Origin of the sequence: Arthrobacter sp. zg-Y916 (assembly GCF_020907385.1) — a bacterium.
GTDB lineage: Bacteria > Actinomycetota > Actinomycetes > Actinomycetales > Micrococcaceae > Arthrobacter_B > Arthrobacter_B caoxuetaonis.
The window spans coordinates 16,599-37,594 of sequence record NZ_JAJJOD010000007.1 but is presented as its reverse complement, the minus strand read 5'-3'; the positions used below and the strand labels follow the sequence as shown (position 1 = coordinate 37,594).

Below are 20,996 nucleotides of genomic sequence, written 5' to 3'. Positions count from 1 at the left end.
GGAGCGGGCAGATGGCGGAATCCAGGGGGCCCAACGGCCGTCCGCTTGAGCTTGCGTCCGGGCACTACAAGGCTGCGGTTTATCCCGTTGGCGCCGCGCTGGGCAGCCTCACCTGGCGGAACCGGCACCTTGTGCTTCCCCTGGCCCCGCACGAGATTCCGCCGGCCTACTCCGGCAAGGTGCTTCTGCCGTGGCCCAACCGGATCACCGGCGGACGTTACGTCTTCGGCGGCGCCGTGCACCAGCTTCCGGTCAACGAGCCGGAGACCGGCTCTGCCCTGCACGGCCTGGTGGCCTGGCAGGAATGGACCGTCGCAGAATGCACCCCCAGCCGTGCCGTCCTGAAGTACCGGCTCATGGGACAGCCCGGATATCCCTTTCCGCTGGACCTCCGTGCCACCTACACGCTGGACGCCGAAGGCGGGCTGCTGCTGGAACTTTCCGCGCGGAATCCGGGAACAGCCGCCGCACCCTACGGGGCCTCGGTCCACCCGTACCTCACCGCAGACGGCGCCTCCGTGGACCGCTGCGTCCTGGACGTCCCGGCACGCCGGGTCCTCGGCGGCCCCGATTCTCCGGGCCGGCCGCTCCCGCTGGGTGAGCTCCGGGACACCAGCGGCACTCCGTTGGCGTTCCATGCACCCGAAGCGATGGCCGGCCGGTCCGTGGACCATGCCTTCACCGGCCTGCCCGGCGGTGAATGGCAGGTCAGCCTGACCGATCCGGCCACCGGATTTGGTGCCCTCCTCACCGCTGACGGCAGCCAGTCCCCGTGGCTCCAGGTCTACTCCGGAGAAAAGATGGCGCGCCGCGGCGTGGCCGTAGAACCCATGACCTGCCCGCCGGATGCCTTCAATTCCGGGGAAAACCTCATCACGCTGGCCCCTGGAGGGGAGCACCGTATGGCCTGCCGTATTTCGGCTGTTGTCCCGGCGGGCTGACCTGCGGGCCGGCCTGCAGTGTCCGGCCGATTCCGACTTTGTTGCCTCCGGTAAAAATCTTTAGCTACTGTGACTCCTGTAACGCCAGTGCCCGGAGAGTCTGTTGAGCCGGATGATTATGGACGGAAGAAAACAATGAGAGTTTTCTGCAGGAGTGTGCTGCAGCTGGATGGGACCGTCCGCTGTCCACAACCGATCGCCGCGGGAGTCCTCCGCGGCACCGGAGCATGAGCCTTACCAAACCGGCAAAAGCGCCCGCAGCGGACGCGTCTGCGCAGCCCCCCCAGCGGATCACGGACCGTGGAAGCACCCGTGCCCTCTGGTACCTGGTGCCCGCTTTGCTGGTTTTCGCCCTCTTCCTTTTCTATCCCCTGGGGCGTTCGGTCTTCCTGTCCTTCCAGGGCAGCGACCTTTTCGGACGTCCGTCGGGCTTTGTCGGCTTCGACCAATACACCCGGCTGTTCACGGATTCAGGTTTCTGGACCGTCATGGGCGTGACGCTCGGGTTTACCGTCCTGACCGTTATTCCCTCCATTGCCGTGGCGCTGGCGCTGGCTCTGCTGCTGCACCAGAAGATCCGGGGCATCCGGTTCTTCCGCACGGCCTTTGCCCTGCCGTTCGCCTATTCCGTGGCAACGGCGTCGGTGATCTTCGGTGTGATGTTCAACCAGGCCACGGGCGTGCTGAACGGCATGCTGGCGTTTTTCGGCCTGGACCGGGTGGGCTGGCTGACCGACCCGGCCTGGGCACTGATCTCAGTGTCGGTGGCCACCGTCTGGATGCAGCTTGGCTACAACCTGCTGGTGCTCTCCGCCGGACTCGGTGCCGTGTCCGAAGATGTCGTTGAGGCTGCACGGCTGGACGGTGCGCACGGCTGGCGGATGCAGCGCTCGATCATCATGCCGCTGCTGACTCCGCAGCTGTTCTTCCTGCTGGTCACCGGAACCATCCACGCGCTCCAGAGCTTCGGCCAGATCCACATCCTGACCAAGGGCGGACCGCAGGACAGCACCACCACGCTCGTCTACTCCATCTACGAGCAGGCCTTCGCCAACAACAACTCGAACTTCGGTTATGCCTCCGCCCAGGCCGTTGTCCTGCTGATCATCGTGGTAGCGGTGTCCGCCATCCAATTCGGCGTCCTGGAACGAAAGGTGTTCTACCGATGAGCCGCACCGCAACTGCCGCCGCCCCGCGGGGCCGCAAAGCTCAGCAGGGCCGCAGCGGCTCGTCCGCGGCCCTCCGGAAGCCGCAGCGGCGTCCCCTGACACTGGGACGTGTCCTGACCTATGCCGCCCTCACCCTGGGTGCCGTCGTCGTCCTCTTCCCGGTCTACTTCGGCTTCATCGGTTCTTTCATGGGCCCGGCTGACATCAACGCCTATCCGGCTTCCCTGTGGCCGTTCAACGGCTTCCGGGCTGAGAACTTCGCCGGCGCGCTGGACTCGATTCCGCTGGCCCGCCAGTACCTGAACTCCGTGGTCATGGCAGGGCTCATCACGCTGGGACAGCTGGTGACGTCGCTGATGGCGGCGTACGCCCTGGTGTTCCTGAAAGTGCGGGGCAAGGCCTTCTGGTTCGCCCTGTTCCTGTGCAGCATGATGGTCCCCGCCGAAGCGATCATCATCCCGAACTACCTGACCATGTCCTCGGCAGGGCTGATCAATACCATCCCCGCGCTGGTACTGCCGTTCCTGGCCCACGGATTCGGGATCTTCCTGCTGCGCCAGGCGTTTATGTCCTTCCCGCTGGAGCTGTGGGAGGCGGCCAAGATCGACGGCGCCGGACACCTGCGTTTCCTGCTCTCAGTGCTGGTGCCGCTGTCCAAGCCGACCCTTGCGGCGCTGGGCATCTGGTCCTTCCTCTCGGCCTGGAACATGTACTTCTGGCCGCTGCTGGTCACCCAGACCCCGCAGATGCAGACGATCCAGATCGGTATCACGCAGCTGCGCTCGGCGGACAACTTCAACGCCGGGCTCGTCCTGGCGGGAACCGTCCTGGCCATCATTCCCACGTTGCTGCTGGTGATCTTTGGCCAGCGCTTCATTGTCCGCGGCCTCACCGCGGGTTCCATCAAGTAGGCACCACCACCTGCATCATCCGGGAGCCATTTCCGGTTCAACCCTGAAAGGGAATTCAATGCGAAGCACAAGCAGAGCGCGCCGCCTGCCAATGATGGCTGCCGGCGCTGCCGCACTTGCCCTGACGCTCTCCGCCTGCGGCGGCGGCAGCGGCTCGACCAGTGGGTCAGACGCCCCCGGAGCGGACGCGCTGGAGAACGCCGAAGGCGTTACGACCGTCAACTTCTGGCACTCCATGGACGGCACGAACGGCGAGACCCTCAACAAGCTGATCAGTGACTTCAATGCAGCCAATGACGGCAAGATTGAAGTCAAGGGTGTCTACCAGGGCGACTACGACTCCACGATCACCAAGTACAAGGCAGCAGTCCAGTCCAACAGCACGCCCAGCATGGTGCAGATCTATGACATCGGCACCCAGTTCATGATCGACTCCGGGGCCGTCATGCCCACGCAGGCCTTCATCGACCGCGACGAGTACGACGTCTCCGACCTGCAGCCCAACATTGCCGGCTACTACTCGATCAACGACGAGCTGTGGTCCATGCCGTTCAACACCTCCATGCCGGTCATGTACTACAACAAGACCCTGTTTGAGGCTGCCGGCCTGGATCCCGAAAAGGCTCCGGAAACCCTCGACGAGGTCGCCGAAGCAGCCAACAAGCTCTCCAAGAAAAACGGCGGCCCGGCCGAGTTCGGCTTCAACGCCGCGATCTACGGCTGGCTCCTGGAGCAGGAAATCGCCGCGAACGGCGCCCTGTACTGCAGCCCGGACAACGGCCGCACCGGTGAGCGCGTCACCGAGTACAGCTTCAACAATGACACCGCAGTGCAGTTCGTCGACTGGTGGAAGGAACTGGTGAGCACCGGAGTGGCGGGCAACACCGGCCGTGCCACAGCCGATGCGCAGAACGCCTTCAAGTCGGGCACCATCGGCATCACGCTCGAATCCACCGGTGCCCTGGGCGGCATGCAGAAGGCCGCCGAGGAGCAGGGCTTCGAACTGGGTGTTGGCTTCTACCCGAAGATCGAAAAGAACGATTCCGGTCCGATCATCGGCGGTGCCTCGCTCTGGATCTCCGACGAGGGGCACTCGGACGCTGAGAAGGAAGCCACCTGGCAGTTCATGCAGTACCTGGCCGAGCCGGCCACCCAGGCTACCTGGCACGTCGGCACCGGCTACTTCCCGATCTCCAAGGCTGCCCTCGAGGAGCCGGAGGACATCGCCTGGCGCGAACAGTACCCGCAGTTCGACGTCGCCGTGCAGCAGCTGGAATCCACCGAACTGACTGCCGCCACGCAGGGCTGCTCGGCCGGTTCCATGCCGCAGGCCCGCAAGGCTGCTGAGGACGCACTCGAAGGTGCGCTGCTCGGCGGAGACAGCAAGGCCGAGCTCACGGAGTCGGTTGAGGAACTCCAGGCCGAAGTGGATAACTACAACAACTCGGTTCAGTAACCCGTCTTCACCTTGAGCGCCGGTGCGGCCATGATGGGAGTCCCCGTCATAGAAGCACCGGCGCTTTGCTGTCCGCCGGGACAGTTGGGGCAGGTTGCCCTCCCGGAAGCCTCGGTTGACCGTCCGGAAACGGGTATGTGAAGGTTGCTTACTATCTGATCACCGACGAGGAGGACCAGTGGAAGCAATGGTGTACCGCGGCCCGTACAAGATACGCGTCGAAGAAAAGGACATACCGCGCATAGAGCACCCCAACGACGCGATCATCCGCGTGACGCTGGCGGCGATCTGCGGCTCCGACCTGCACCTGTACCACGGGCTGATGCCGGATACCCGGGTCGGCACCACCTTCGGGCACGAGTTCATCGGCGTGGTTGACCAAGTGGGTTCCTCGGTGCAGAACCTCAGGCCGGGGGACCGGGTGATGGTTCCGGCCAATATCTACTGTGGCTCCTGCTGGTTCTGTGTCCGCGGGCTGTACTCCAACTGCCACAACGTGAATCCCAACGCCACCGCCGTCGGTGCGCTCTACGGCTACTCGCACACCACGGGAGGATACGACGGCGGACAGGCCGAGTATGTGCGCGTGCCGTTTGCCGACGTCGGACCCTCCCTGATTCCGGACTGGATGGCGGATGAGGACGCGCTGATGTGCACCGATGCGCTGGCCACCGGATACTTCGGCGCCCAGCTGGGCGACATCAAGGAACGCGACACCGTGGTGGTGTTCGGCGCCGGACCGGTGGGACTCTATGCCGCCAAGTCCGCCTGGCTGATGGGCGCCGGGCGGGTGATGGTGATTGACCATCTGGACTACCGGCTGGAAAAAGCGCGGGACTTCGCGCACGCCGAAACCTACAACTTCACGGAATACGACGACATCGTGGTCCAGATGAAGAAGGACACCGGATTCCTGGGTGCGGATGTAGCGATCGACGCCGTAGGAGCCGAGGCGGACGGGAACTTCCTGCAGCACGTCACCGGAACCAAGCTCAAGCTCCAGGGCGGATCTGCCGTGGCGCTGAACTGGGCGATCGATTCGGTCCGGAAGGGCGGCACCGTGTCCGTCATGGGCGCCTACGGTCCCATCTTCAATGCCGTGAAGTTTGGAGACGCCCTCAACAAGGGCCTGACGCTGAACATGAACCAATGCCCAATGAAGCGTCAGTGGCCGCGACTGTTCGAGCACATCCGCAACGGGTACCTCGTCCCCAGCGACATCATCACGCACCGGATTCCGCTTGAACACATCGCCGAGGGCTACCACATCTTCTCCTCCAAGCTGGATAACTGCATCAAGCCCGTGATCGTCCCCAGCTCCGCAGCCTGACCATAGCGAATCGAAGGAAGAGTCTTCATGGCCTACACCGCCAACAACCCCGTACCCGTCCCCACTGCCGAGGAACTCCGGGCACGCATCCCCGGGTGGGGCGCGGACCTGGATCCGCTCGACCGTCCCTCCGTTCCCAAGCTGCAGTTCGATCCCGGGCGCACCGGCGCACACTGGGACTTCCCGGACCGGCAGGAGGAAACGTACCCCCGGGAACGGTCGATGGAGCACGGGATGCTCACCCCGGTCTTCGGCACGTCCGTGCCGCTCAAGGGCGTCTCCGGAGTAATGCGCCGCTACGCCTACCGCCGCTACAGCGAAGCCCGGGCAGCGCACTGGCTGATCCTGCTGGCAGCGGACCGGGTGGACGCCTTCGAAGCCCGGATCTCTGCGCTGGCAACGCTGCGCCCGGATAACCCGGTTACCGAAACCGGTGTCCTCAGTGAGTTCCGGCGCGGCGGAGTCTCCTCACGGGCAGGACGGCGCCGGGCGGACGTGAGCCACCAGTGGATCGATCCCGTTCTGGTGGGGCTGCCGTGGGTTCTTGCCGGGGGAGCGGCCTTCGCCGGAGTGCGTGCCGTGCTCAGGCTCAGGCGCCGGGCCCACGAGGGGTAGCCGTTTCTGCGAAACGGAGACCCATGTGTTCTTCGTTGAGCTCAAGGACTAGGACGCTCGAATTCAGTAATCCTTGACACCTTTTAGGGATTACGTAATTCTTGACGCATGAGTTCGCATCACGACCGTCTGCAGGCACTCGAGGAACGGGTTGCTGCCCTGGAGGAACGGCTCCTGGCGGCGCCGGCGGCAGAACACCCGGCACCGGCGCCGGACCGCCCGGAGACCGATGATGTTTTCTGGGTGCTCAACGGCATCCGCAACCGCTACCCGGATCCCGGGGCCGTCCTGTTCGCCGGAACCGCCGGCACCCCGGCCGGTGAACGGTACGAATACCAGTACGGCCTGGAAACAGGACACCTGCTCGACGTCGACTGGGCACCCTTCGCTGAGTCCCTCGCCGCGCTGGGCAACCCCATGCGGCTCTCCATCCTCCGCGCCGTCCTGGGCGGAACCGAGACCGTCGCGGCGCTGGCGGAGGAACTGGGCGCCGGCACCGCGGGGCAGATTTACCACCACGTGAACCAGCTCAGCGCCCAGGGCTGGCTCGCCGCCCACGCCCGCTCCCGCTACCGCGTGCCCCCGGCCCGGGTCATCCCGCTGCTGGCCATCCTTACCGCTGCCGCAGGAGGCAACTGAGATGCCCGAAACCAAAACCCGCACCAGAAAGCTGACGCCCCGGCTGATCGCGGGAGGTGCTGCCGCCGCCGTCGTCCTGCTCTGCGGCCTGGCAGCCGCCCCCTGGCCGCCGAAGCTGTCCGGCAACGTCACCGGTGATGCAGCCCTGGCCGAGAGGGTGCGTCCGCTGCTCACCGCTCCGGCGAATCAGGTCAGCGTCGCCTGGATCGACGGGGATAACGTCCGGTACGCAGGCTTCGGCGCCGACGAACTTACCGAATATGAGATCGGGTCCGTCAGCAAGACGTTCACCTCCTCCCTGCTCGCCGACGCCGTCGAGCGCGGCGAAGTCACCTTGGAGACCACGGTGGCGGACATCCTGGGGAAGGACCTCACGGACCCGGACGCCGAAATCGGCACCGTGACCCTGGCCGAATTGGCCAGCCACCGTTCCGGCCTGCCGCGGCTGGCAGCCGGCATCGATGCCCTGCCCTCCCTGCTAGTCGGGCAGCTGCTGAACCGGGATCCGTATACCGCGACACCCGCCCAGATCCTTACCCAGGCACAATCCGCGGGCCTGAATAACCGCGGTGCCGTGGCCTACTCGAACCTCGGCTACGCCTTCCTTGGCCAGCTCCTGGCCAAGGCCGCCGGAACCAGCTGGGAAGAGCTGCTGGCGGACCGGGTACTCACCCCGCTGGCGCTGAAGGAAACCTATGCACCGGTCACCGCGGAGAACCTTCCGGACGGCGCTCCCACCGGGCGAAGCGCCGCCGGCCGTCCGGAAGGAGCCTGGACTTTGGCGGGATCCGCGCCGGCGGGCGGGATCCGGTCCACGGCCGCTGACCTGGCGCGTTACGCGCAGGCCCAGCTGGATGGAACTGCACCCGGCGCCGCGGCGCTGGAACCGCAGTGGGGCGACGGAGACCGGCGGTACGGACTGGGCTGGGTGACCGAGGAACGAGGGGGCCGGGAGATCACCTGGCACAACGGGCAGACCGGCGGTTTCTGGTCCATGGTCGCCCTGGACCGGGAGTCCGGCCGCGCGGTGGTCATGCTCTCCAACGTCTCCGCCGGGCAGGAAGAAGCGGTGTTTGAGCTGCTGGCCGGAGGTCCGGCATGATGCAGGTGATCATCGGCTGGGTCCTGCCGGCCGTGCTGGCGCTCGCCTGCGGCTGGGTTGCTGCCTCCGCCTGGCAGTCCGACGGGATGGCAGCTGCCAGGAGCAGGCGTTCGCTGCTCGCGGCCATGCTGGAGACGGCGTTCGTGGCGCTGGCCCTGCGGCTGGTTGTGGAATGGTCGCCGGTCACCATCTGGTTGTGGATCCTCTCCGTGGCTGCCCTGGCTGCGGCCACCGCCGGTGCCGTGATCCGCTGGGAATCCCTGCCGAGAACTGCTGCCGAGGCAGACGCGGCGGGCACAGCAGGGTCGGCGGCCAGGGCAGGCTCGGCGGACGCCCCGGCAGAATCCAAGCGCGGACGGAGCCGCAGGCAGCCCCGGGAGCCGGGGACAGCGACGCTCAGTGGCTATGCCGTGCTGCTGGCCGCGGCAGTGGCTGTGTCAATCGCCGCCGGCTGAGCCGCCGGGGCTGACCATAACCCGGCGCAGGAAGGCCACAGCAGCCACATCGTCCTCGATCCCGCCGGCTTCGTGCCCGTTGAAGGGCCATACCTGAAGCTCCTTGGCTCCGGAGTAGTTGTTGTACGCCGCATAGACAGTGGACGGCGGCGTTACTTGATCCATCAAACCCACCGAGAACAGTGCCGGAACCCTGGCCCGCTTGGCGAAGTTGACCGAATCAAAGTACTGCAGCGTCTGGTGCACCTGCTGGACCCGGGTGCGGTGGATCGCCAGATAATCAACCAGTTCCCGGAACGGGTACGCATCCGTGACCTGCAGCGCCCGGGGGATGTCGGAGAGGAAGGGCACCTTCGCTACGATGGCAGCCAGCTCCGGTGCCAGCGCTGCGACGGCTACTGCCAGGCCGCCACCCTGGCTCATGCCCACAGCCGCGCAACGGGCGGGATCTACCCTGTCCAATGACCGCAGGGCCTGGACAGCCCGGACGGCGTCCGTGGTCAGCCGCCGGTAATAGTAGGTCCCGGGATCGGTGACGCCGCGGGTCATCACGCCTTGGCCCTGGGGTCCGGCACTGCCCGCGGCATCCGGGGTGACTCCCGTGCTCCAGCCCGCCCCCTGCCCGCGGGTGTCCATCTCCAGGTGCGCGAAACCGCAGGACGCCCAGAACAGATTCTCGTGCGCATCCCCGCGCCCGCCCCCGTAGCCGACAAACTGCACGACGCCGGGCAGCGGACCGGATGCTCCGGACGGCACCCGCAGCCAGGCGCGGATTGGTTCACCGCCATAGCCGTTGAATGTCACGTCCCAGACGTCCACTGTGGACAGCACAGTCTCGAATGGTTCCAGGATCAGGTCCAGCGGATGGGCCTGCGCTTCTTCGAGGGTCTGCGCCCAGAAATCGTCGAACTCCGCGGGGTCGCTTTGGCTTCCCAGATATGTGGTCAGCTGGTCAGCGGGCAGATCCGTATACACGTGAATTCCTCCTACGGGGCCGTGACATCCACCCTGCAGTGCAGGCGCCGGGTGTGGTCCACCGAGCGTACCGGGCCGGAAAGCCTGATCCGGGCAACCAGACGGATATCCGTGCTGGAGGCACCAAACCGCAGTTCCAGGTCCCCGGGTTCGACGAGCCGCTGCAGGCCAATTCCGGTAAACGAGGCCAGGTCTGCCGGAACGGTGAACCGCACCCGGGCTGATTCCCCGGCCTGCAACGGTACGCGTGCGTAACCGATGAGCCGCTGCACCGGCCGGACCACGCTGGCCACGGGATCGTGCAGGTACAACTGGACTACCTCCACGCCCCCGCGGTCGCCGGTGTTGGTGACGGTCAGGGCAGCCTCCGCTTCGCCGTCGGTCCCGATCTGCGTTTGCCCAACGGAGAGGCCGTCCCAGCTGAAGTCCGTGTAGCCCAAGCCGTGGCCAAACCCGAAGGCCGGAGTCGGATCGATGCTGGACACATCGGTAGGCCCGGCAAGGGGAGCTGCCAGGTAGCTGGCCGGCTGGCTCCCGGGCGTCGCCGGAACGCTGATGGGCAGCCGTCCTGAGGGATTGACCGCACCGCTGAGCACCCGGGCCACGGCCGGGCCCCCTTCCTCTCCGGGAAAGAATGCCTGCACGACGGCGGCGGCCTTGGCAGCTGCCGCCCCCAGTGCGTAGGGGCGGCCGGTGAGCAGCACCGTTACTACGCGGGTGCCGGATTCCAGCACGGCGTCCAGGAGCTGCTGCTGGACGCCGGGCAGGACCAGGGACTCCACGTCGCAGCCTTCTCCGCTGGTGCCGCGGCCAAAGAGTCCGGCGCGGTCGCCCAGCACCGCGATGACGACGTCGGCCTCCCGGGCGGCCGCAACGGCGTCGCCAATTCCCGAGACCGACGGATCATCGATTCCGCAGCCCTGAACGCAGGTGATCTCACTGTCCGGGAACTCAGTGCGGAGCGAGGCCGCCACCGTGGGCAGGTCGATGCCTGCGGGGATGTCCGGAAACTGCGATCCGACGTGGGCCGGGAACGAATAGCAGCCCAGGAACGCCAGGGGATTCTCTGCATTGGGGCCAACGACGGCGATGCGGGACGGCGACCTCAGCGGCAGGACCCCGTTGTTGCTGAGCAGCACAATGGACTGCTCTGCCAGTTCTGCCGCCAGCTGCCGGTTCTCCGCCGGGTCAAGGTTGACGGTTCCCTCGACCGCCTGCAGGTCCAAGGCATCGGCGGGCAGGACCTCGGGAACCGGAGTCCAGTCCTCATCGAGCAGGCCGAGGCCGATCTTCTGCACCAGGACCCGATGCGCGGCCCGGTCCACCAGCTTCGGGTCGATGCGGCCGGCGCCCAGTTCTGCCAGCAGGTGGTCTCCGTACGCGTCGACCGTGGGCAGCTCAACGTCCACGCCGGCGGAGAGGGCCTCCACTGCCGCTTCGCCGCGGGTTCCGGCAATGCCGTGGAGTTCCTCGAGGAAACCGATTCCGAAGTAGTCCGCCACAACTGTCCCGCTGAAGCCCCAGGTGTCCCGCAGCAGGCCGGTGAGCAGCTGCCGGTCAGCCGCCGAGGGCACGCCGTCAGTGTCGGTGTACGCGTGCATCACGGACCGCACACCGGACTCGCGGAGCGCCATCTCGAACGGCGGCAGGACGACGTCGGCGAACTCGCGCGGTCCCATCGAGACCGGAGCAAGGTTCCGTCCCGCGCGGGACGCTGCGTAGCCGGCGAAGTGCTTGAGCGTTGCTACGATCCCGGCGTCTTCCAACCCCTGGACGTAGGCAGCCCCAATTGAGCCCACTAGGTAGGGATCTTCGCCCATGGTCTCCTCCACCCGGCCCCAGCGGGCGTCGCGGACAACGTCCAGCACGGGAGCCAGGCCCTGGTGGATTCCGACCCGGCGCAGGTCTGTGCCGATGGCATGGGCCATGCGTTTCACGAGCGCCGGGTTGAAGGTGGCGCCCCAGGCCAGCGGCACCGGATACGCCGTCGCACCCCAGGCAGCGAACCCGGCCAGGCATTCTTCGTGCGCCAGGGCAGGTATTCCGAACCGGTTGGAGGCGGCGATTCTCTCCTGGGTGCGCATCAGCGACAGGGCGCCGGCACCGGCGTCGACCGGTTTGGTGCCGAAGGGCCGGGTGAGCTGGCCCAGACCGTTCGGCAGCAGCGCCTCCAGGTCCGGAGGTTCATTCATCTCATGCTGGTGCGGGGCCACCTCGGCGCCGTCGGCCGAAGCGCCTACCCACACGCCGAACAGCTGGGCAGTCTTCTCCTCCAGGGTCATTTGGGCCAGCAGGGCGTCCGCGCGTTCGGCGGGGGAGAGGGAGGCATCCCGCCAGGGGACGCGCTTGGTGGTGGTGTTCGACATGGGTCACTTTCCGCCAGCGCCCATGAGGCCCTGGACTAGTGCGCGGCGCGCGAAGAGGTACACCAGCAGCACGGGAATCATGGAGAGCATCACCGCGGCGAGGATGCCGGGGACGTTGATTCCGTACTGGGTCTGGAAGTTGAAGAGGCCAAGGGTGATGACCCGGGTCGATTCCGACTGGGTCAGGATCAGCGGCAGCAGGAAGCCGTTCCAGCCCTGTAGCGCGGCGAACACGGCGATCGTGGAGATCCCCGGCTTGGACAGCGGCAGCACCAGCCGCACGAAGGTCCGCCAGGTTCCGGCGCCGTCAACGGCCATGGCCTCGTACAGCTCAGGAGTGATGTCCCGCATGGTTCCGGAGAGAATCAGCGTGCAGATCGGCAGGGCGAACGCCGCGGTGGGCAGGATGATGCCCAGGAGGGTGTCGTAGAGTCCCACCGTATTGATCAGGTAGAACATCGGAACAATCACCGCCTGGACCGGAATCGCCAGGCCCAGCAGGAAGAACCGGAAGATCACGGTGGTGGTGCGGGACTGGTTGCGCACAATCGCGTAGGCCAGCGGCGGCACCACCAGCAGCACGATTCCCACCACGCCGCCCGTGACGATCAGGGTGTTCAGGAAGTACAGCCCGAACCCGCTCTGGAAGACCCCGACGTAGTTCTCCAGCGTGAAGCTGGTGGGGAAGGAGAGCGGGCCGCCGGCGCTGAAGCCGCTGCGGGTCTGCACGCTGGCGGCAATCATGACGTACAGCGGAAGGGCAACGATCAGGAGCCAGACGACGGCGGCTGCTCCGGCAATGTAATTGGGGCGCGTGCGCATCTAGACCCCTTCCATGGTGCTGCGCATTTTGTCGTAGCCGGAGACCTTGACCATGATCAGCGAGATGGTGGTGGCTACGACCACGAGCACCAGGGCCACGGCGGCGCCAATGCCGAAGTCGAAGCGGCGGAAGGCCTGCTCGAACATGTAGAAGGCCGTGATGGTGGTGTCCGTGCCCGGCCCTCCGTTGGTGAGGATCAGCACCGTCTCGAAGGTGGTCAGCCCGCCCACCACCATCAGGATCACCGAAGTGATGATGGAGTTGCGCAGCTGGGGGAGCGTGATGCTGAAGAAGGTCCGTGCCCGTCCCGCGCCGTCGATCTCCGCTGCCTGGTAGAGCACCTGTGGAATAGCCCGCGCGGCGCCCTGGTAGATCAGTGTGTGGAACGGCGTGAACTGCCACATGCTCACGAAGATGATGACGCCGATCGCAGTGGCCTGGTGGCCGAAAAGGTTGCCGTCGCCGAAGAGCCAGCGGAACTGTGACGGCACTCCGAAGTTGGGGTCCAGCAGCGCCCGCCACAGCACCGAAATAGCGGCCGAGGAGAGCAGCAGCGGAACGAAGTAGATGGCGCTGAGGATCGCCCGGTTGCGCTGCGGTCCGGCAGCCCAGACACCCAGCAGCATGCTCACCGGCGTCTGGGTGGCAACACCGAGGACTATGAAGAGCAGGGAAAGCCAGAGGCTTTTGAGCATCACCGGGTCTCCGGCGAGTTCCTGCCAGTTCTCCGTGCCGACGAACTTAGGCTCGCCGATGCCGCGCCAGCTCATGAAGGACAGGACAACGACGGCGATCAGCGGGATCACTGCGAACAGCAGGAAGAACACCGTGGCCGGCAGGGTCCAGGCCAGCCCGGGGCGGGGTGTGCGGGCCGAGCGGCCGGCGGCTGCCGGACGGACCCGTTCGGATCCGTCCGGCAGCGCCGGCGGCTTGGGAGGAAGCAGCGCAGTCATAAGGAGGAGTTCCTAGAGACCCTGCATGGCGGCAATGAAGCCGTCTTCATCGATCCGGCCGCTGAAGAAGTCGGACATGGCGCCGTGGATGGCCGGGGTGGCCGAGGGTGGGTAGGCCTGGTCCCAGGAAAGCTGGAATGCCGGTGCCTGCTCCACCAGTCCGTACTGGAAGCGGGCGTAGTCCGGATCAGCGGACTGGTCCAGGAACTGCTCCGTGTTGGTGGTGGTGGGCAGGTTGCCGATGGCCACGTGCTCCTGGACGAATTCGTCCGAGTACATCAGCTTCAGGAAGTCGCGGACGGTTTCCGGGTACCGGGTGTTCGCCAGGACGGAGTAGAAGTTGTTGGTGTTGCCCACCAGGTTGGCCGGGTCGCCCTTGCCGCCGTCGATGGTCGGGAACTCGCTGTAGCCCAGGAGGCCTGCCTCCACGAATTCCGGAGCGGCATCCTGGTGTGTTGAGTACGCCCAGGAGCCCATCAGCTCAAAGCCCGCCTGGCCGCTGGAGAGCAGCGACGGGGAGCCGCCGTCGGTGAACTTCACGGACTGGAAGTTGGTGCCAAAAGCACCGGTGTCCACCAGCTCGCGCAGCATGCCCAAAGCTTCCCGGCTTTCGTCGGAGTCCCAGACCTCGGTGTCTCCGGCCAGGGCGCTTTCAAAGAGTTCCGGTCCGGCTACGCGGTCATACACATACTCAACCCACATCAGGGTGGGCCACTCGTCCGCCCCGCCCAGTGCGATCGGGGTGACCCCGGCCGCCTTCAGCTTCTCCACCGCGTCCAGCAGGTCCTCCCACGTTTCCGGAGCACCGTCGACGCCGGCGCTGGCCAGGACCTCTTCGTTGCTGAAGAGCATCACCGGCTGGGTGCCGCGCATTGGAATGCCGTATGCCTGGCCATCCACCACAGCGGTATCGAAGACCGAGGGCAGGAACGCGTCCTTGAGCTGCGGATCCTCCTCGATGAAGTCGTCCAGCGGCATCAGCAGGCCCGCGTCCACGTAGTCGGTGATGGATCCGCCGCCCCAGTTGAAGAACACGTCCGGGGCGGAGTCCGTGTCGATGACGGTCTGGAGTTTCTGCTGGTAGTCGGCCCCGGGAATGGTGTCCAGGACAACCTTCACGTCAGAGGTTTCGTTGAACTTGTCCACCATGGCCCGTTCAACATCGTTGCCGGCGTCTCCGTAGACCAGGACGTGGATTTCGTTTTCGGGCCGGTTGCCGGCAGCGGATTCTCCGCTGTTTGAACAGGCGGCCATGGACATGCCGAGTGCCAGCGCACCCGCGGCTGCGGTAGCTGGTTTCAGCCAGCTGCGGTTGTTCCTCATTGAACTGCTCCTCACTGGAAGTTCTCCCGGGAAGCGGTGTTCCGAAAGTTTCGAAACACTTGCCGAAAGTTCTGGAATGCGGCTAGCTTAGGATGCAGGGATGTGATCCGCAACACTTAATTGCTGCGTCTTCACGCCGGCGGCCTTTCGTGTGGAGGAGAAACAGATGGCACAAACGCCTGCAGCAGGGCGCGTCACGCTCGCGGAGCTGGCGGCGGAGGCGGAGGTTTCGCTCTCGACAATCTCGAAAGTCCTGAACGGCCGGGCCGATGTTTCGCGGAAAACCCGCACGAAAGTTGAGGCCCTGCTGGACGGGCACGGGTATCAGCGGCGGGCGAGCCGCAGTTCCAAGTCAGGGCTGCTGGAGCTGGTGTTCCATGAACTGGAGAGTGCCTGGGCGCTGGAAATCATCCGGGGTGTGGAGAACGTGGCCCGCGAACACGGACTGAGCGTGGTGCTCACCGAAAGCGGCACCCGCCACTCGCCCGGGCCGGAGTGGGTGGAGGGTGTCATCGCGCGGCGCCCGGCCGGCGTCGTACTGGTCTTTGCTGACCTGGCACACGAATCGCGCCGGCTGCTCGAGTCCCGCGGCATACCGTTCGCGATCATCGACCCAGCGGGGGACCCGGCTCCGGATGTTCCTTCCGTGGGGTCTGCAAACTGGGCCGGGGGCATGATGGCAACCCGCCACCTGATCGACCTGGGCCATCAGCGGATTGCTGCCATTACCGGACCGGAGGACCTGATGTGCTCCCTCGCCCGGATCGACGGCTACCGGTCGGCCCTGAATACAGCCGGGCTCCCGTTTGATCCTGCGCTGGTGCGTTACGGAAACTTCCACGTCGACGGCGGCCGGGACCATGCGCTCGAGCTGCTCGCCCAGCCGGACCGTCCCACCGCGGTGTTTGCCGGCAGCGACCTGCAGGCCCTGGGTGTCCTGGACGCGGCCCGGCAGCTGGGCATCAGCGTTCCGGACGAGCTCTCGATAGTTGGCTACGACGACCTGCAGGTGGCCCGCTGGTCCTCGCCCGCGCTCACCACCGTGCATCAGCCGTTGATCGAAATGGCCGAGGAAGCGGCGCGGATGGTGCTGATGCTGCGCGACGGCGAACAGCCCAAGAACACGCGCCTGGACCTCTCGACCTCGCTGGTGATCCGGCAGAGCACCGCAGCGCCTCCGGCTGGCTAGCCCGCGGTTCCGCTGGCTTGTGTGGTCGGGTCCCCGGGCTCGGTCCCGTTCGGGGAGGTGCCCAGCCGCAGGCCCCGGCGGCGGTAGGCCGGCGTCGTTGCCAGGATCAGGTTGATGGCCGCGGCGCAGCCGATGATCACCCCTGCCATCGACAGCGCTGTGCCGCCAAAGACGCCAACCAGCGGACTGATCAGCCCGGCCAGTCCCACTTGCAGGCAGCCCAGCAGTGCGGCTGCCGTTCCGGCCATGTGCCCGTAACCGTCCAGGGCGAGGGAGGTCGCGTTGGAAAGGGTGAAGCCCAGCATGCCCAGGACCAGCCACAGGCCGGCCACCAGGCCGATCACACCGCCGAAACCGGTGGCAATGATGATCGGCAGGATCACGGCCAGCAGCAGCAGTACCGGCGCAGCGACGCGCAGGATTCCCGCGGAGGGGAAGCGGTTGAGCAGGGAAGCGTTCACCTGGGAGGAAATCACCATGGCGACGCCGTTGACCGCGAAGATGAGCGCGAACGTCGCGGGGGAGAGACCGTACTGCTCCTGCATCACGAACGGGGAACCCACCACGTAGCTCATGATGATGCCCATCGACAGGCCGGGAATGACGGCGAAAGCGAGGAAGCGGCGGTCGCGCAGCAGGATCCGGTAGCCGCCGGGTTCACCGGTTTTTGCGGCACCCTTCACCTTCTTGGGCAGGCGGCGTTCGGGCGGAAGGGTTTCCGGCATCCAGCGCCAGACGATCACCACCAGGATCACACCGATCAGCGCGAGGGCGTAGAAGACTGCCCGCCAGGCCCAGATCCCTGCAACCGCCTGGCCCAGCGTCGGGGCCAGCAGTGGAGCGAGGCCGATCATCAGCATCAGGCGGGACAGCAGCTTGGCCGCAGCGGAGCCGGTGAAGCGGTCGCGGATGACCGCGATGGCCACCACCGAGGCTGCGGCGTTGAAGAATCCCTGCATGATCCGCAGGCCGATCAGGAGCCCGATGTTGGGCGCAATGGCGCAGAGCAGCGACGTCACAATGTGCATCGAGATGCCGATCAGCAGCGGCAGCCGCCGCCCGAACCGGTCCGAGAGCGGTCCGATCACCAGCTGTCCCACAGCCGTTCCCAGCAAGGTGCCGGAAAGCGTGAACTGGGCCGCCGTCGTCGTAGTTGAAAGGTCTTCGGCGACTGCGGGCAGCGCCGGCAGGTACATGTCGGTGGTAACCGCAGGCAGGGCAGCCAGGGCGCCGAGCATCAGGATGTACTTCAGGCTGCGGGAACGTGATGAGGTGCGTGCGGTGGGGGATTTGGGCACCGGGAAAGGCTCCTAGGGAGGGGTTGTGAGGGCTGCTGGCCATGGTCAGTATAGTCCCGGACGCAGAAGCAGGCCGGGGCGTTGACCGGCTCCCGGGCGGTCTTCACACTTGGAAAACAACCCGCACTCCTGAGTCCCCGCCGCACCGAGCCACCGATTCGAGGCGAAACCCATGGAAAATCGGATTCTCGACTACACCGAATGGCAGGACACCGCCGATACCCTCCATCTGTTCCTGCAAATGGCGGGCAAGGTGAAGATCGAGCGCAGTACCAAGAGGCCCGAGTGGGGCCACGTGCGCATGCCGCTGACCATCGACGGTATCGGCACCGGGATAATCCCGGGCAACGGATCCAGCTTCGAGATTTACTTCAACCTTCGCCAGCACCATGTGGACGTGCAGAACACCGACGGCGGCAGGTCCCGGATCCCCATTGAGGACGGACTCAGCGTCGCGGACTTCTACGCCCAGCTCATGAGTGCCCTGGACTACATCGGCATGGCAACGGAGATCAACACCACCCCGCAGGAGTTCTACGACGAGACTCCCTTCGAACAGGACAACAAGCACCATTCCTGGGACCGGGAGGCCGTCGCCGCCTATTTGGAGAACTTGCACTTCGCCCACCGGAGCCTCTCCCGGTTCCTATCGCCTTTCCGGGGCAAGGTGGACATGCCGGAGTTCTTTTTCGGGACCATGGACCTCAGCGGTTCGGTCTTTGCCGGACAGGCTGCCCCGTACAGCGGTACGGACATGGTCGGGGTGAACTGCTTCGATGAGAAGTTCGTGGAGTACGGTTTCTGGCCCGGCGACGTGAGGATGTCCAAGCCGGCGTTCTTCGGGATGCCGTATCCCTTCATCCCGGGAATCGAGAGCTACGCCTCCATGCTCAAGCCGGACCGTGCAGAATTTCGGACGCAGATGAGCGAGTTCATCCTCACCCTGGAGGACGCCTTCTCCTATCCGGATCCCGAGCAGGCCGTGGTGGACATGTGCCGGAGCAGCTTCGAGATTGTGCAGCGGATGGACCGGTGGGCGGACCTGGACTGGATCACCGAGCCGCTGACCTATCCGGCCGCATCATCCCGGGGGTAGGAACGGAGGGGAGCGGAAATGCCACGGATAGGGGTTTTGCAGGCAGCATCCCGGGTGGGCGCCCTAGAGGAGAATCTCTCACTGATCCGGCGGTCCGCGGTCCGCGCCGCTGAAGCCGGAGCTGACCTTCTCATTACCCCGGAGCTTTTCGCCACCGGCTATGCGCCGGCACGTGCGGCGGAGTCCGACGGCGCGGGGCTGCGGAAGCAGCTGGCTGCCATCGCGGACGAGGAAGGCATCGGCGTCGTCGCCTCGACTGTGGAGGATGAGGCCGGCACCCGCTTCATCGCCGCGTCGCTCTTTGATGAAACCGGTGCGGAGCTGCTGCGGTACCGGAAGGCACACCTGCTCGGCACCGAGGAACGCAGTGCCTTCACTCCCGGCGCCGGAGTGCCCCGGGCAGCGCTTTTCCGCGGGCTGCGGGTGGCGCTGGGGATCCGCTATGACATCGAGTTCCCGGAGTACGCCCGCGCCGCGGTACGGGCAGGCGCTGACCTGCTGTGCATTCCGACGGCGGTTCGCGCCACCGGGGACGTCGGCGGCCCGCAGCCCCTGCATACCTATAACGCGGAACGGATCTCCACCCTGCTGGTGCCGGCCCGCTCACTGGAGAACGGGGTGTACATCGCCTACGCGAACTACTCGGGTCCGGACTTCACCGGCACCAGCGTCATCGCCTCGCCGTACGGAACGCTGCTGGCAGAGGCTGCGGACGGGGAGGAGCTGCTGCTGACGGACATCCACCCGGATGAGGTCCAGCGGGCGCGGCGGCTCAATACCTACGCCCAGGACATCCGTCCGGAGTTGTACCGCTAGGGGTCAGCCTGAATAAGGGGCCGCCCTGAATTAGGGGCACGCGGGGACATGCTGACATAATGTTGGCAAACGCCCTTCGGAAGGTGGCCCAGCTCCATGACTCCACGCAAACTGTTCACCACCTTGGCCTTTGCCGAGGCCGTGACGTGGACTCTCCTGATCGCGGCCCTGGTGGCCAAGTACGCCTTCGGCAACGAAGCGTTCACGCCCATCGCCGGCGGACTGCACGGCTTTGTGTTCCTCTCCTATGCCGCAGTGACCGTGTTTGTGTGGGTCAACCAGAAGTGGTCGGCGGCTACCGGCGTGCTGGGCGTTGCGCTCGCCGTCGTTCCCTGGGCCACCATCCCGTTCGAGAAGTCGCTGGATAAGCGCGGACTGCTCGACGGCGGCTGGCGCCTGGGTCCGGGCGGTGAGGAGCCGAAGAACTTCGTGGACAAGGTTCAGGCACTTGTGCTGCGCCGCCCCGTGGCTGCTGCCCTGGTTGCCGTTGCCGGAGTCGCCGTCGTCTTTCTAATCCTGCTCTACCTCGGCCCGCCCATTCCCAAGGGCTAGCTCCGCCGCCCCCGGGCGTCACAACTCCGTGAGCCGGATCCCTGTGCTGGCAGGATGGGCACATGGCAAAACCGTTTACCCTGGTTCAGCTGCGGTATTTCGCCGCCGTTGCAGCAGCGGAGAGCATGACTGCGGCGTCGCGTGAACTCAATGTCACCCAGTCGGCGCTGTCGGCGGCGATCTCCCAGCTGGAGAAGGACCTCGACGTCCAGCTTTTCATTCGGGGCCGGCAGCGCGGAATGCGCCTCACTGCCCCCGGCAGGCAGTTCGCCAAGGACCTGGCACCGTTCCTGGAAGAAGCCGATGCACTGTACGAAGCTGCCCGCGGCTACTCGGATGTTCTCAGCGGTGAACTGCGCGTCGGAGTCTTCGCTCCGCTGGCGCCCTTCCGTGCGCCGGTGATCCTCCAGGCCTTCGAAGCAGCCCACCCCGAGGTGCAGATCTCGTTCCTGGAAGGTGACCAGGAATACCTCCGCCGGTCCCTGCTCGAAGGCGAATGCGAACTCGCGCTAATGTACGGCCTCGGGCTGGATGAAGGCTTTACCACCAGGGTGGTGGAACGGATCGCCGCTCACGTGCTCGTGGCCGCAGACCATCCCCTGGCGGCGAATCCGGACGGGGAAGTGTCCCTGGCGCAGCTCGAAGACGAGCCTTTGATCCTGCTGGACCTTCCGCACACCCGCGAGTACTTCATGAGCCTGTTCGCCGCAGCCGGGGTTCGCCCGAAAATCCGCCACCGGGCCTCCGGGTATGAGACCGTGCGCTCCTTCGTGGGCCGGGGGCACGGCTACTCCGTCCTGAACCAGCGCCTCCATCACGACCAGACCTATGCCGGCGGCCGGGTGGTTCCGCTGCGGCTCACCGATGACGTTCCTGGTATTGAGGTCATGCTGGTGCGTCCCCGTGGAGTGCGGCCCACGCGCCGCGCACTCGCGTTTGAGGCCGTCTGCGGCCGCCTCTATGGGGCGGGCAGCTGATTCCTCGCAT

At 65.9% G+C, this 20,996-nt stretch carries 20 protein-coding genes; 14 read left to right on the top strand and 6 right to left on the bottom strand.

The annotated features are described in order from the left end of the window. Nucleotides 1-11: 11 nt before the first annotated feature. From LOC59_RS12195 to LOC59_RS12155, 9 genes are all read left to right on the top strand, one after another. Complete coding sequence (locus tag LOC59_RS12195; protein WP_229972216.1) at nucleotides 12-941, top strand: aldose-1-epimerase; 930 nt, start codon at nucleotides 12-14, stop codon at nucleotides 939-941. 227 nt (nucleotides 942-1,168) lie between these two features. Beyond that, nucleotides 1,169-2,110 (top strand): carbohydrate ABC transporter permease, encoded by a 942-nt coding sequence (locus LOC59_RS12190; RefSeq protein ID WP_227895395.1) that lies wholly within the window; start codon nucleotides 1,169-1,171, stop codon nucleotides 2,108-2,110. Continuing rightward, nucleotides 2,107-3,021 carry a carbohydrate ABC transporter permease gene (locus tag LOC59_RS12185; protein ID WP_229972214.1) on the top strand — a complete coding sequence of 305 codons (915 nt, stop codon included), beginning with the start codon at nucleotides 2,107-2,109 and terminating at the stop codon, nucleotides 3,019-3,021. Before LOC59_RS12190 ends, LOC59_RS12185 begins: the two co-directional genes overlap by 4 nt. A 58-nt stretch (nucleotides 3,022-3,079) precedes the next feature. Then, nucleotides 3,080-4,477, top strand: a complete 1,398-nt coding sequence (locus tag LOC59_RS12180; protein WP_227895393.1) for an ABC transporter substrate-binding protein — start codon at nucleotides 3,080-3,082, stop codon at nucleotides 4,475-4,477. A 178-nt stretch (nucleotides 4,478-4,655) separates the two neighbouring features. Continuing rightward, entirely contained in the window at nucleotides 4,656-5,807 is a 1,152-nt protein-coding gene (locus tag LOC59_RS12175; protein WP_227895392.1) for a zinc-dependent alcohol dehydrogenase, read from the top strand. A gap of 27 nt (nucleotides 5,808-5,834) precedes the next feature. Further along, on the top strand, nucleotides 5,835-6,422 hold the full coding sequence (locus tag LOC59_RS12170; protein ID WP_229972212.1) for a hypothetical protein: 588 nt from the start codon (nucleotides 5,835-5,837) through the stop codon (nucleotides 6,420-6,422). Between the two features lie 108 nt (nucleotides 6,423-6,530). Further along, a complete protein-coding gene (locus LOC59_RS12165) occupies nucleotides 6,531-7,061 on the top strand; it encodes an ArsR/SmtB family transcription factor (RefSeq protein WP_229972210.1) in 531 nt (176 codons plus the stop codon). Between the two features lies 1 nt (nucleotide 7,062). Continuing rightward, a complete protein-coding gene (locus tag LOC59_RS12160; RefSeq protein WP_229972208.1) occupies nucleotides 7,063-8,163 on the top strand; it encodes a serine hydrolase domain-containing protein in 1,101 nt (366 codons plus the stop codon). Further along, nucleotides 8,160-8,618 (top strand): hypothetical protein, encoded by a 459-nt coding sequence (locus LOC59_RS12155; RefSeq protein WP_229972206.1) that lies wholly within the window; start codon nucleotides 8,160-8,162, stop codon nucleotides 8,616-8,618. The genes LOC59_RS12160 and LOC59_RS12155 overlap by 4 nt, the downstream gene beginning before the upstream one ends. Here LOC59_RS12155 and LOC59_RS12150 read toward each other — a convergent pair. Genes LOC59_RS12150 through LOC59_RS12130 form a run of 5 tightly spaced genes read right to left on the bottom strand, consistent with a single transcriptional unit; the run spans nucleotide 8,601 to nucleotide 15,058 of the window. After that, nucleotides 8,601-9,593 carry an acetylxylan esterase gene (locus tag LOC59_RS12150; RefSeq protein WP_227895387.1) on the bottom strand — a complete coding sequence of 331 codons (993 nt, stop codon included), beginning with the start codon at nucleotides 9,591-9,593 and terminating at the stop codon, nucleotides 8,601-8,603. The two genes, LOC59_RS12155 and LOC59_RS12150, sit on opposite strands and share 18 nt — an antisense overlap. Before the next feature lie 11 nt (nucleotides 9,594-9,604). Next, nucleotides 9,605-11,959: a glycoside hydrolase family 3 N-terminal domain-containing protein gene (locus LOC59_RS12145; protein WP_229972204.1), complete on the bottom strand. Its 2,355-nt coding sequence runs from the start codon at nucleotides 11,957-11,959 to the stop codon at nucleotides 9,605-9,607. Between the two features lie 3 nt (nucleotides 11,960-11,962). Continuing rightward, nucleotides 11,963-12,781, bottom strand: coding sequence for a carbohydrate ABC transporter permease (locus LOC59_RS12140; RefSeq protein ID WP_227895385.1), 819 nt, complete (start codon nucleotides 12,779-12,781; stop codon nucleotides 11,963-11,965). Next, nucleotides 12,782-13,735, bottom strand: coding sequence for a carbohydrate ABC transporter permease (locus tag LOC59_RS12135; RefSeq protein WP_227916275.1), 954 nt, complete (start codon nucleotides 13,733-13,735; stop codon nucleotides 12,782-12,784). It abuts the gene before it with no gap. Between the two features lie 12 nt (nucleotides 13,736-13,747). Further along, entirely contained in the window at nucleotides 13,748-15,058 is a 1,311-nt protein-coding gene (locus LOC59_RS12130) for an ABC transporter substrate-binding protein (protein WP_227895383.1), read from the bottom strand. 166 nt (nucleotides 15,059-15,224) lie between these two features. Between LOC59_RS12130 and LOC59_RS12125 the strand changes: the two genes are divergently transcribed. Further along, nucleotides 15,225-16,247, top strand: coding sequence for a LacI family DNA-binding transcriptional regulator (locus LOC59_RS12125; protein WP_227916276.1), 1,023 nt, complete (start codon nucleotides 15,225-15,227; stop codon nucleotides 16,245-16,247). Here the strand turns inward: LOC59_RS12125 and LOC59_RS12120 are convergent. Next, nucleotides 16,244-17,545 carry a multidrug effflux MFS transporter gene (locus LOC59_RS12120; protein ID WP_227916277.1) on the bottom strand — a complete coding sequence of 434 codons (1,302 nt, stop codon included), beginning with the start codon at nucleotides 17,543-17,545 and terminating at the stop codon, nucleotides 16,244-16,246. The genes LOC59_RS12125 and LOC59_RS12120 overlap by 4 nt on opposite strands. A 172-nt stretch (nucleotides 17,546-17,717) precedes the next feature. On the opposite strand from LOC59_RS12120, the gene LOC59_RS12115 reads away from it, so the two are divergent. From LOC59_RS12115 to LOC59_RS12100, 4 genes are all read left to right on the top strand, one after another. Next, nucleotides 17,718-18,641 carry a DUF5996 family protein gene (locus LOC59_RS12115; protein WP_227916281.1) on the top strand — a complete coding sequence of 308 codons (924 nt, stop codon included), beginning with the start codon at nucleotides 17,718-17,720 and terminating at the stop codon, nucleotides 18,639-18,641. Nucleotides 18,642-18,659: 18 nt separating this feature from the next. Further along, a complete protein-coding gene (locus LOC59_RS12110; RefSeq protein WP_227916284.1) occupies nucleotides 18,660-19,457 on the top strand; it encodes a nitrilase-related carbon-nitrogen hydrolase in 798 nt (265 codons plus the stop codon). Between the two features lie 96 nt (nucleotides 19,458-19,553). Continuing rightward, on the top strand, nucleotides 19,554-20,009 hold the full coding sequence (locus LOC59_RS12105; RefSeq protein WP_227895374.1) for a DUF3817 domain-containing protein: 456 nt from the start codon (nucleotides 19,554-19,556) through the stop codon (nucleotides 20,007-20,009). 62 nt (nucleotides 20,010-20,071) lie between these two features. Next, complete coding sequence (locus tag LOC59_RS12100) at nucleotides 20,072-20,986, top strand: LysR family transcriptional regulator (RefSeq protein ID WP_229972199.1); 915 nt, start codon at nucleotides 20,072-20,074, stop codon at nucleotides 20,984-20,986. The last annotated feature ends 10 nt before the right edge of the window (nucleotides 20,987-20,996 follow it).

Coding starts and splice junctions, on each gene's coding strand:
- LOC59_RS12125 (WP_227916276.1), top strand. CDS start 15,225: ATGGCACAAACGCCTGCAGCAGGGCGCGTCACGCTCGCGGAGCTGGCG.
- LOC59_RS12180 (WP_227895393.1), top strand. CDS start 3,080: ATGCGAAGCACAAGCAGAGCGCGCCGCCTGCCAATGATGGCTGCCGGC.
- LOC59_RS12155 (WP_229972206.1), top strand. CDS start 8,160: ATGATGCAGGTGATCATCGGCTGGGTCCTGCCGGCCGTGCTGGCGCTC.
- LOC59_RS12195 (WP_229972216.1), top strand. CDS start 12: ATGGCGGAATCCAGGGGGCCCAACGGCCGTCCGCTTGAGCTTGCGTCC.
- LOC59_RS12110 (WP_227916284.1), top strand. CDS start 18,660: ATGCCACGGATAGGGGTTTTGCAGGCAGCATCCCGGGTGGGCGCCCTA.
- LOC59_RS12105 (WP_227895374.1), top strand. CDS start 19,554: ATGACTCCACGCAAACTGTTCACCACCTTGGCCTTTGCCGAGGCCGTG.
- LOC59_RS12190 (WP_227895395.1), top strand. CDS start 1,169: ATGAGCCTTACCAAACCGGCAAAAGCGCCCGCAGCGGACGCGTCTGCG.
- LOC59_RS12130 (WP_227895383.1), bottom strand. CDS start 15,058: ATGAGGAACAACCGCAGCTGGCTGAAACCAGCTACCGCAGCCGCGGGT.
- LOC59_RS12165 (WP_229972210.1), top strand. CDS start 6,531: ATGAGTTCGCATCACGACCGTCTGCAGGCACTCGAGGAACGGGTTGCT.
- LOC59_RS12160 (WP_229972208.1), top strand. CDS start 7,063: ATGCCCGAAACCAAAACCCGCACCAGAAAGCTGACGCCCCGGCTGATC.
- LOC59_RS12170 (WP_229972212.1), top strand. CDS start 5,835: ATGGCCTACACCGCCAACAACCCCGTACCCGTCCCCACTGCCGAGGAA.
- LOC59_RS12185 (WP_229972214.1), top strand. CDS start 2,107: ATGAGCCGCACCGCAACTGCCGCCGCCCCGCGGGGCCGCAAAGCTCAG.
- LOC59_RS12100 (WP_229972199.1), top strand. CDS start 20,072: ATGGCAAAACCGTTTACCCTGGTTCAGCTGCGGTATTTCGCCGCCGTT.
- LOC59_RS12115 (WP_227916281.1), top strand. CDS start 17,718: ATGGAAAATCGGATTCTCGACTACACCGAATGGCAGGACACCGCCGAT.
- LOC59_RS12135 (WP_227916275.1), bottom strand. CDS start 13,735: ATGACTGCGCTGCTTCCTCCCAAGCCGCCGGCGCTGCCGGACGGATCC.
- LOC59_RS12140 (WP_227895385.1), bottom strand. CDS start 12,781: ATGCGCACGCGCCCCAATTACATTGCCGGAGCAGCCGCCGTCGTCTGG.
- LOC59_RS12145 (WP_229972204.1), bottom strand. CDS start 11,959: ATGTCGAACACCACCACCAAGCGCGTCCCCTGGCGGGATGCCTCCCTC.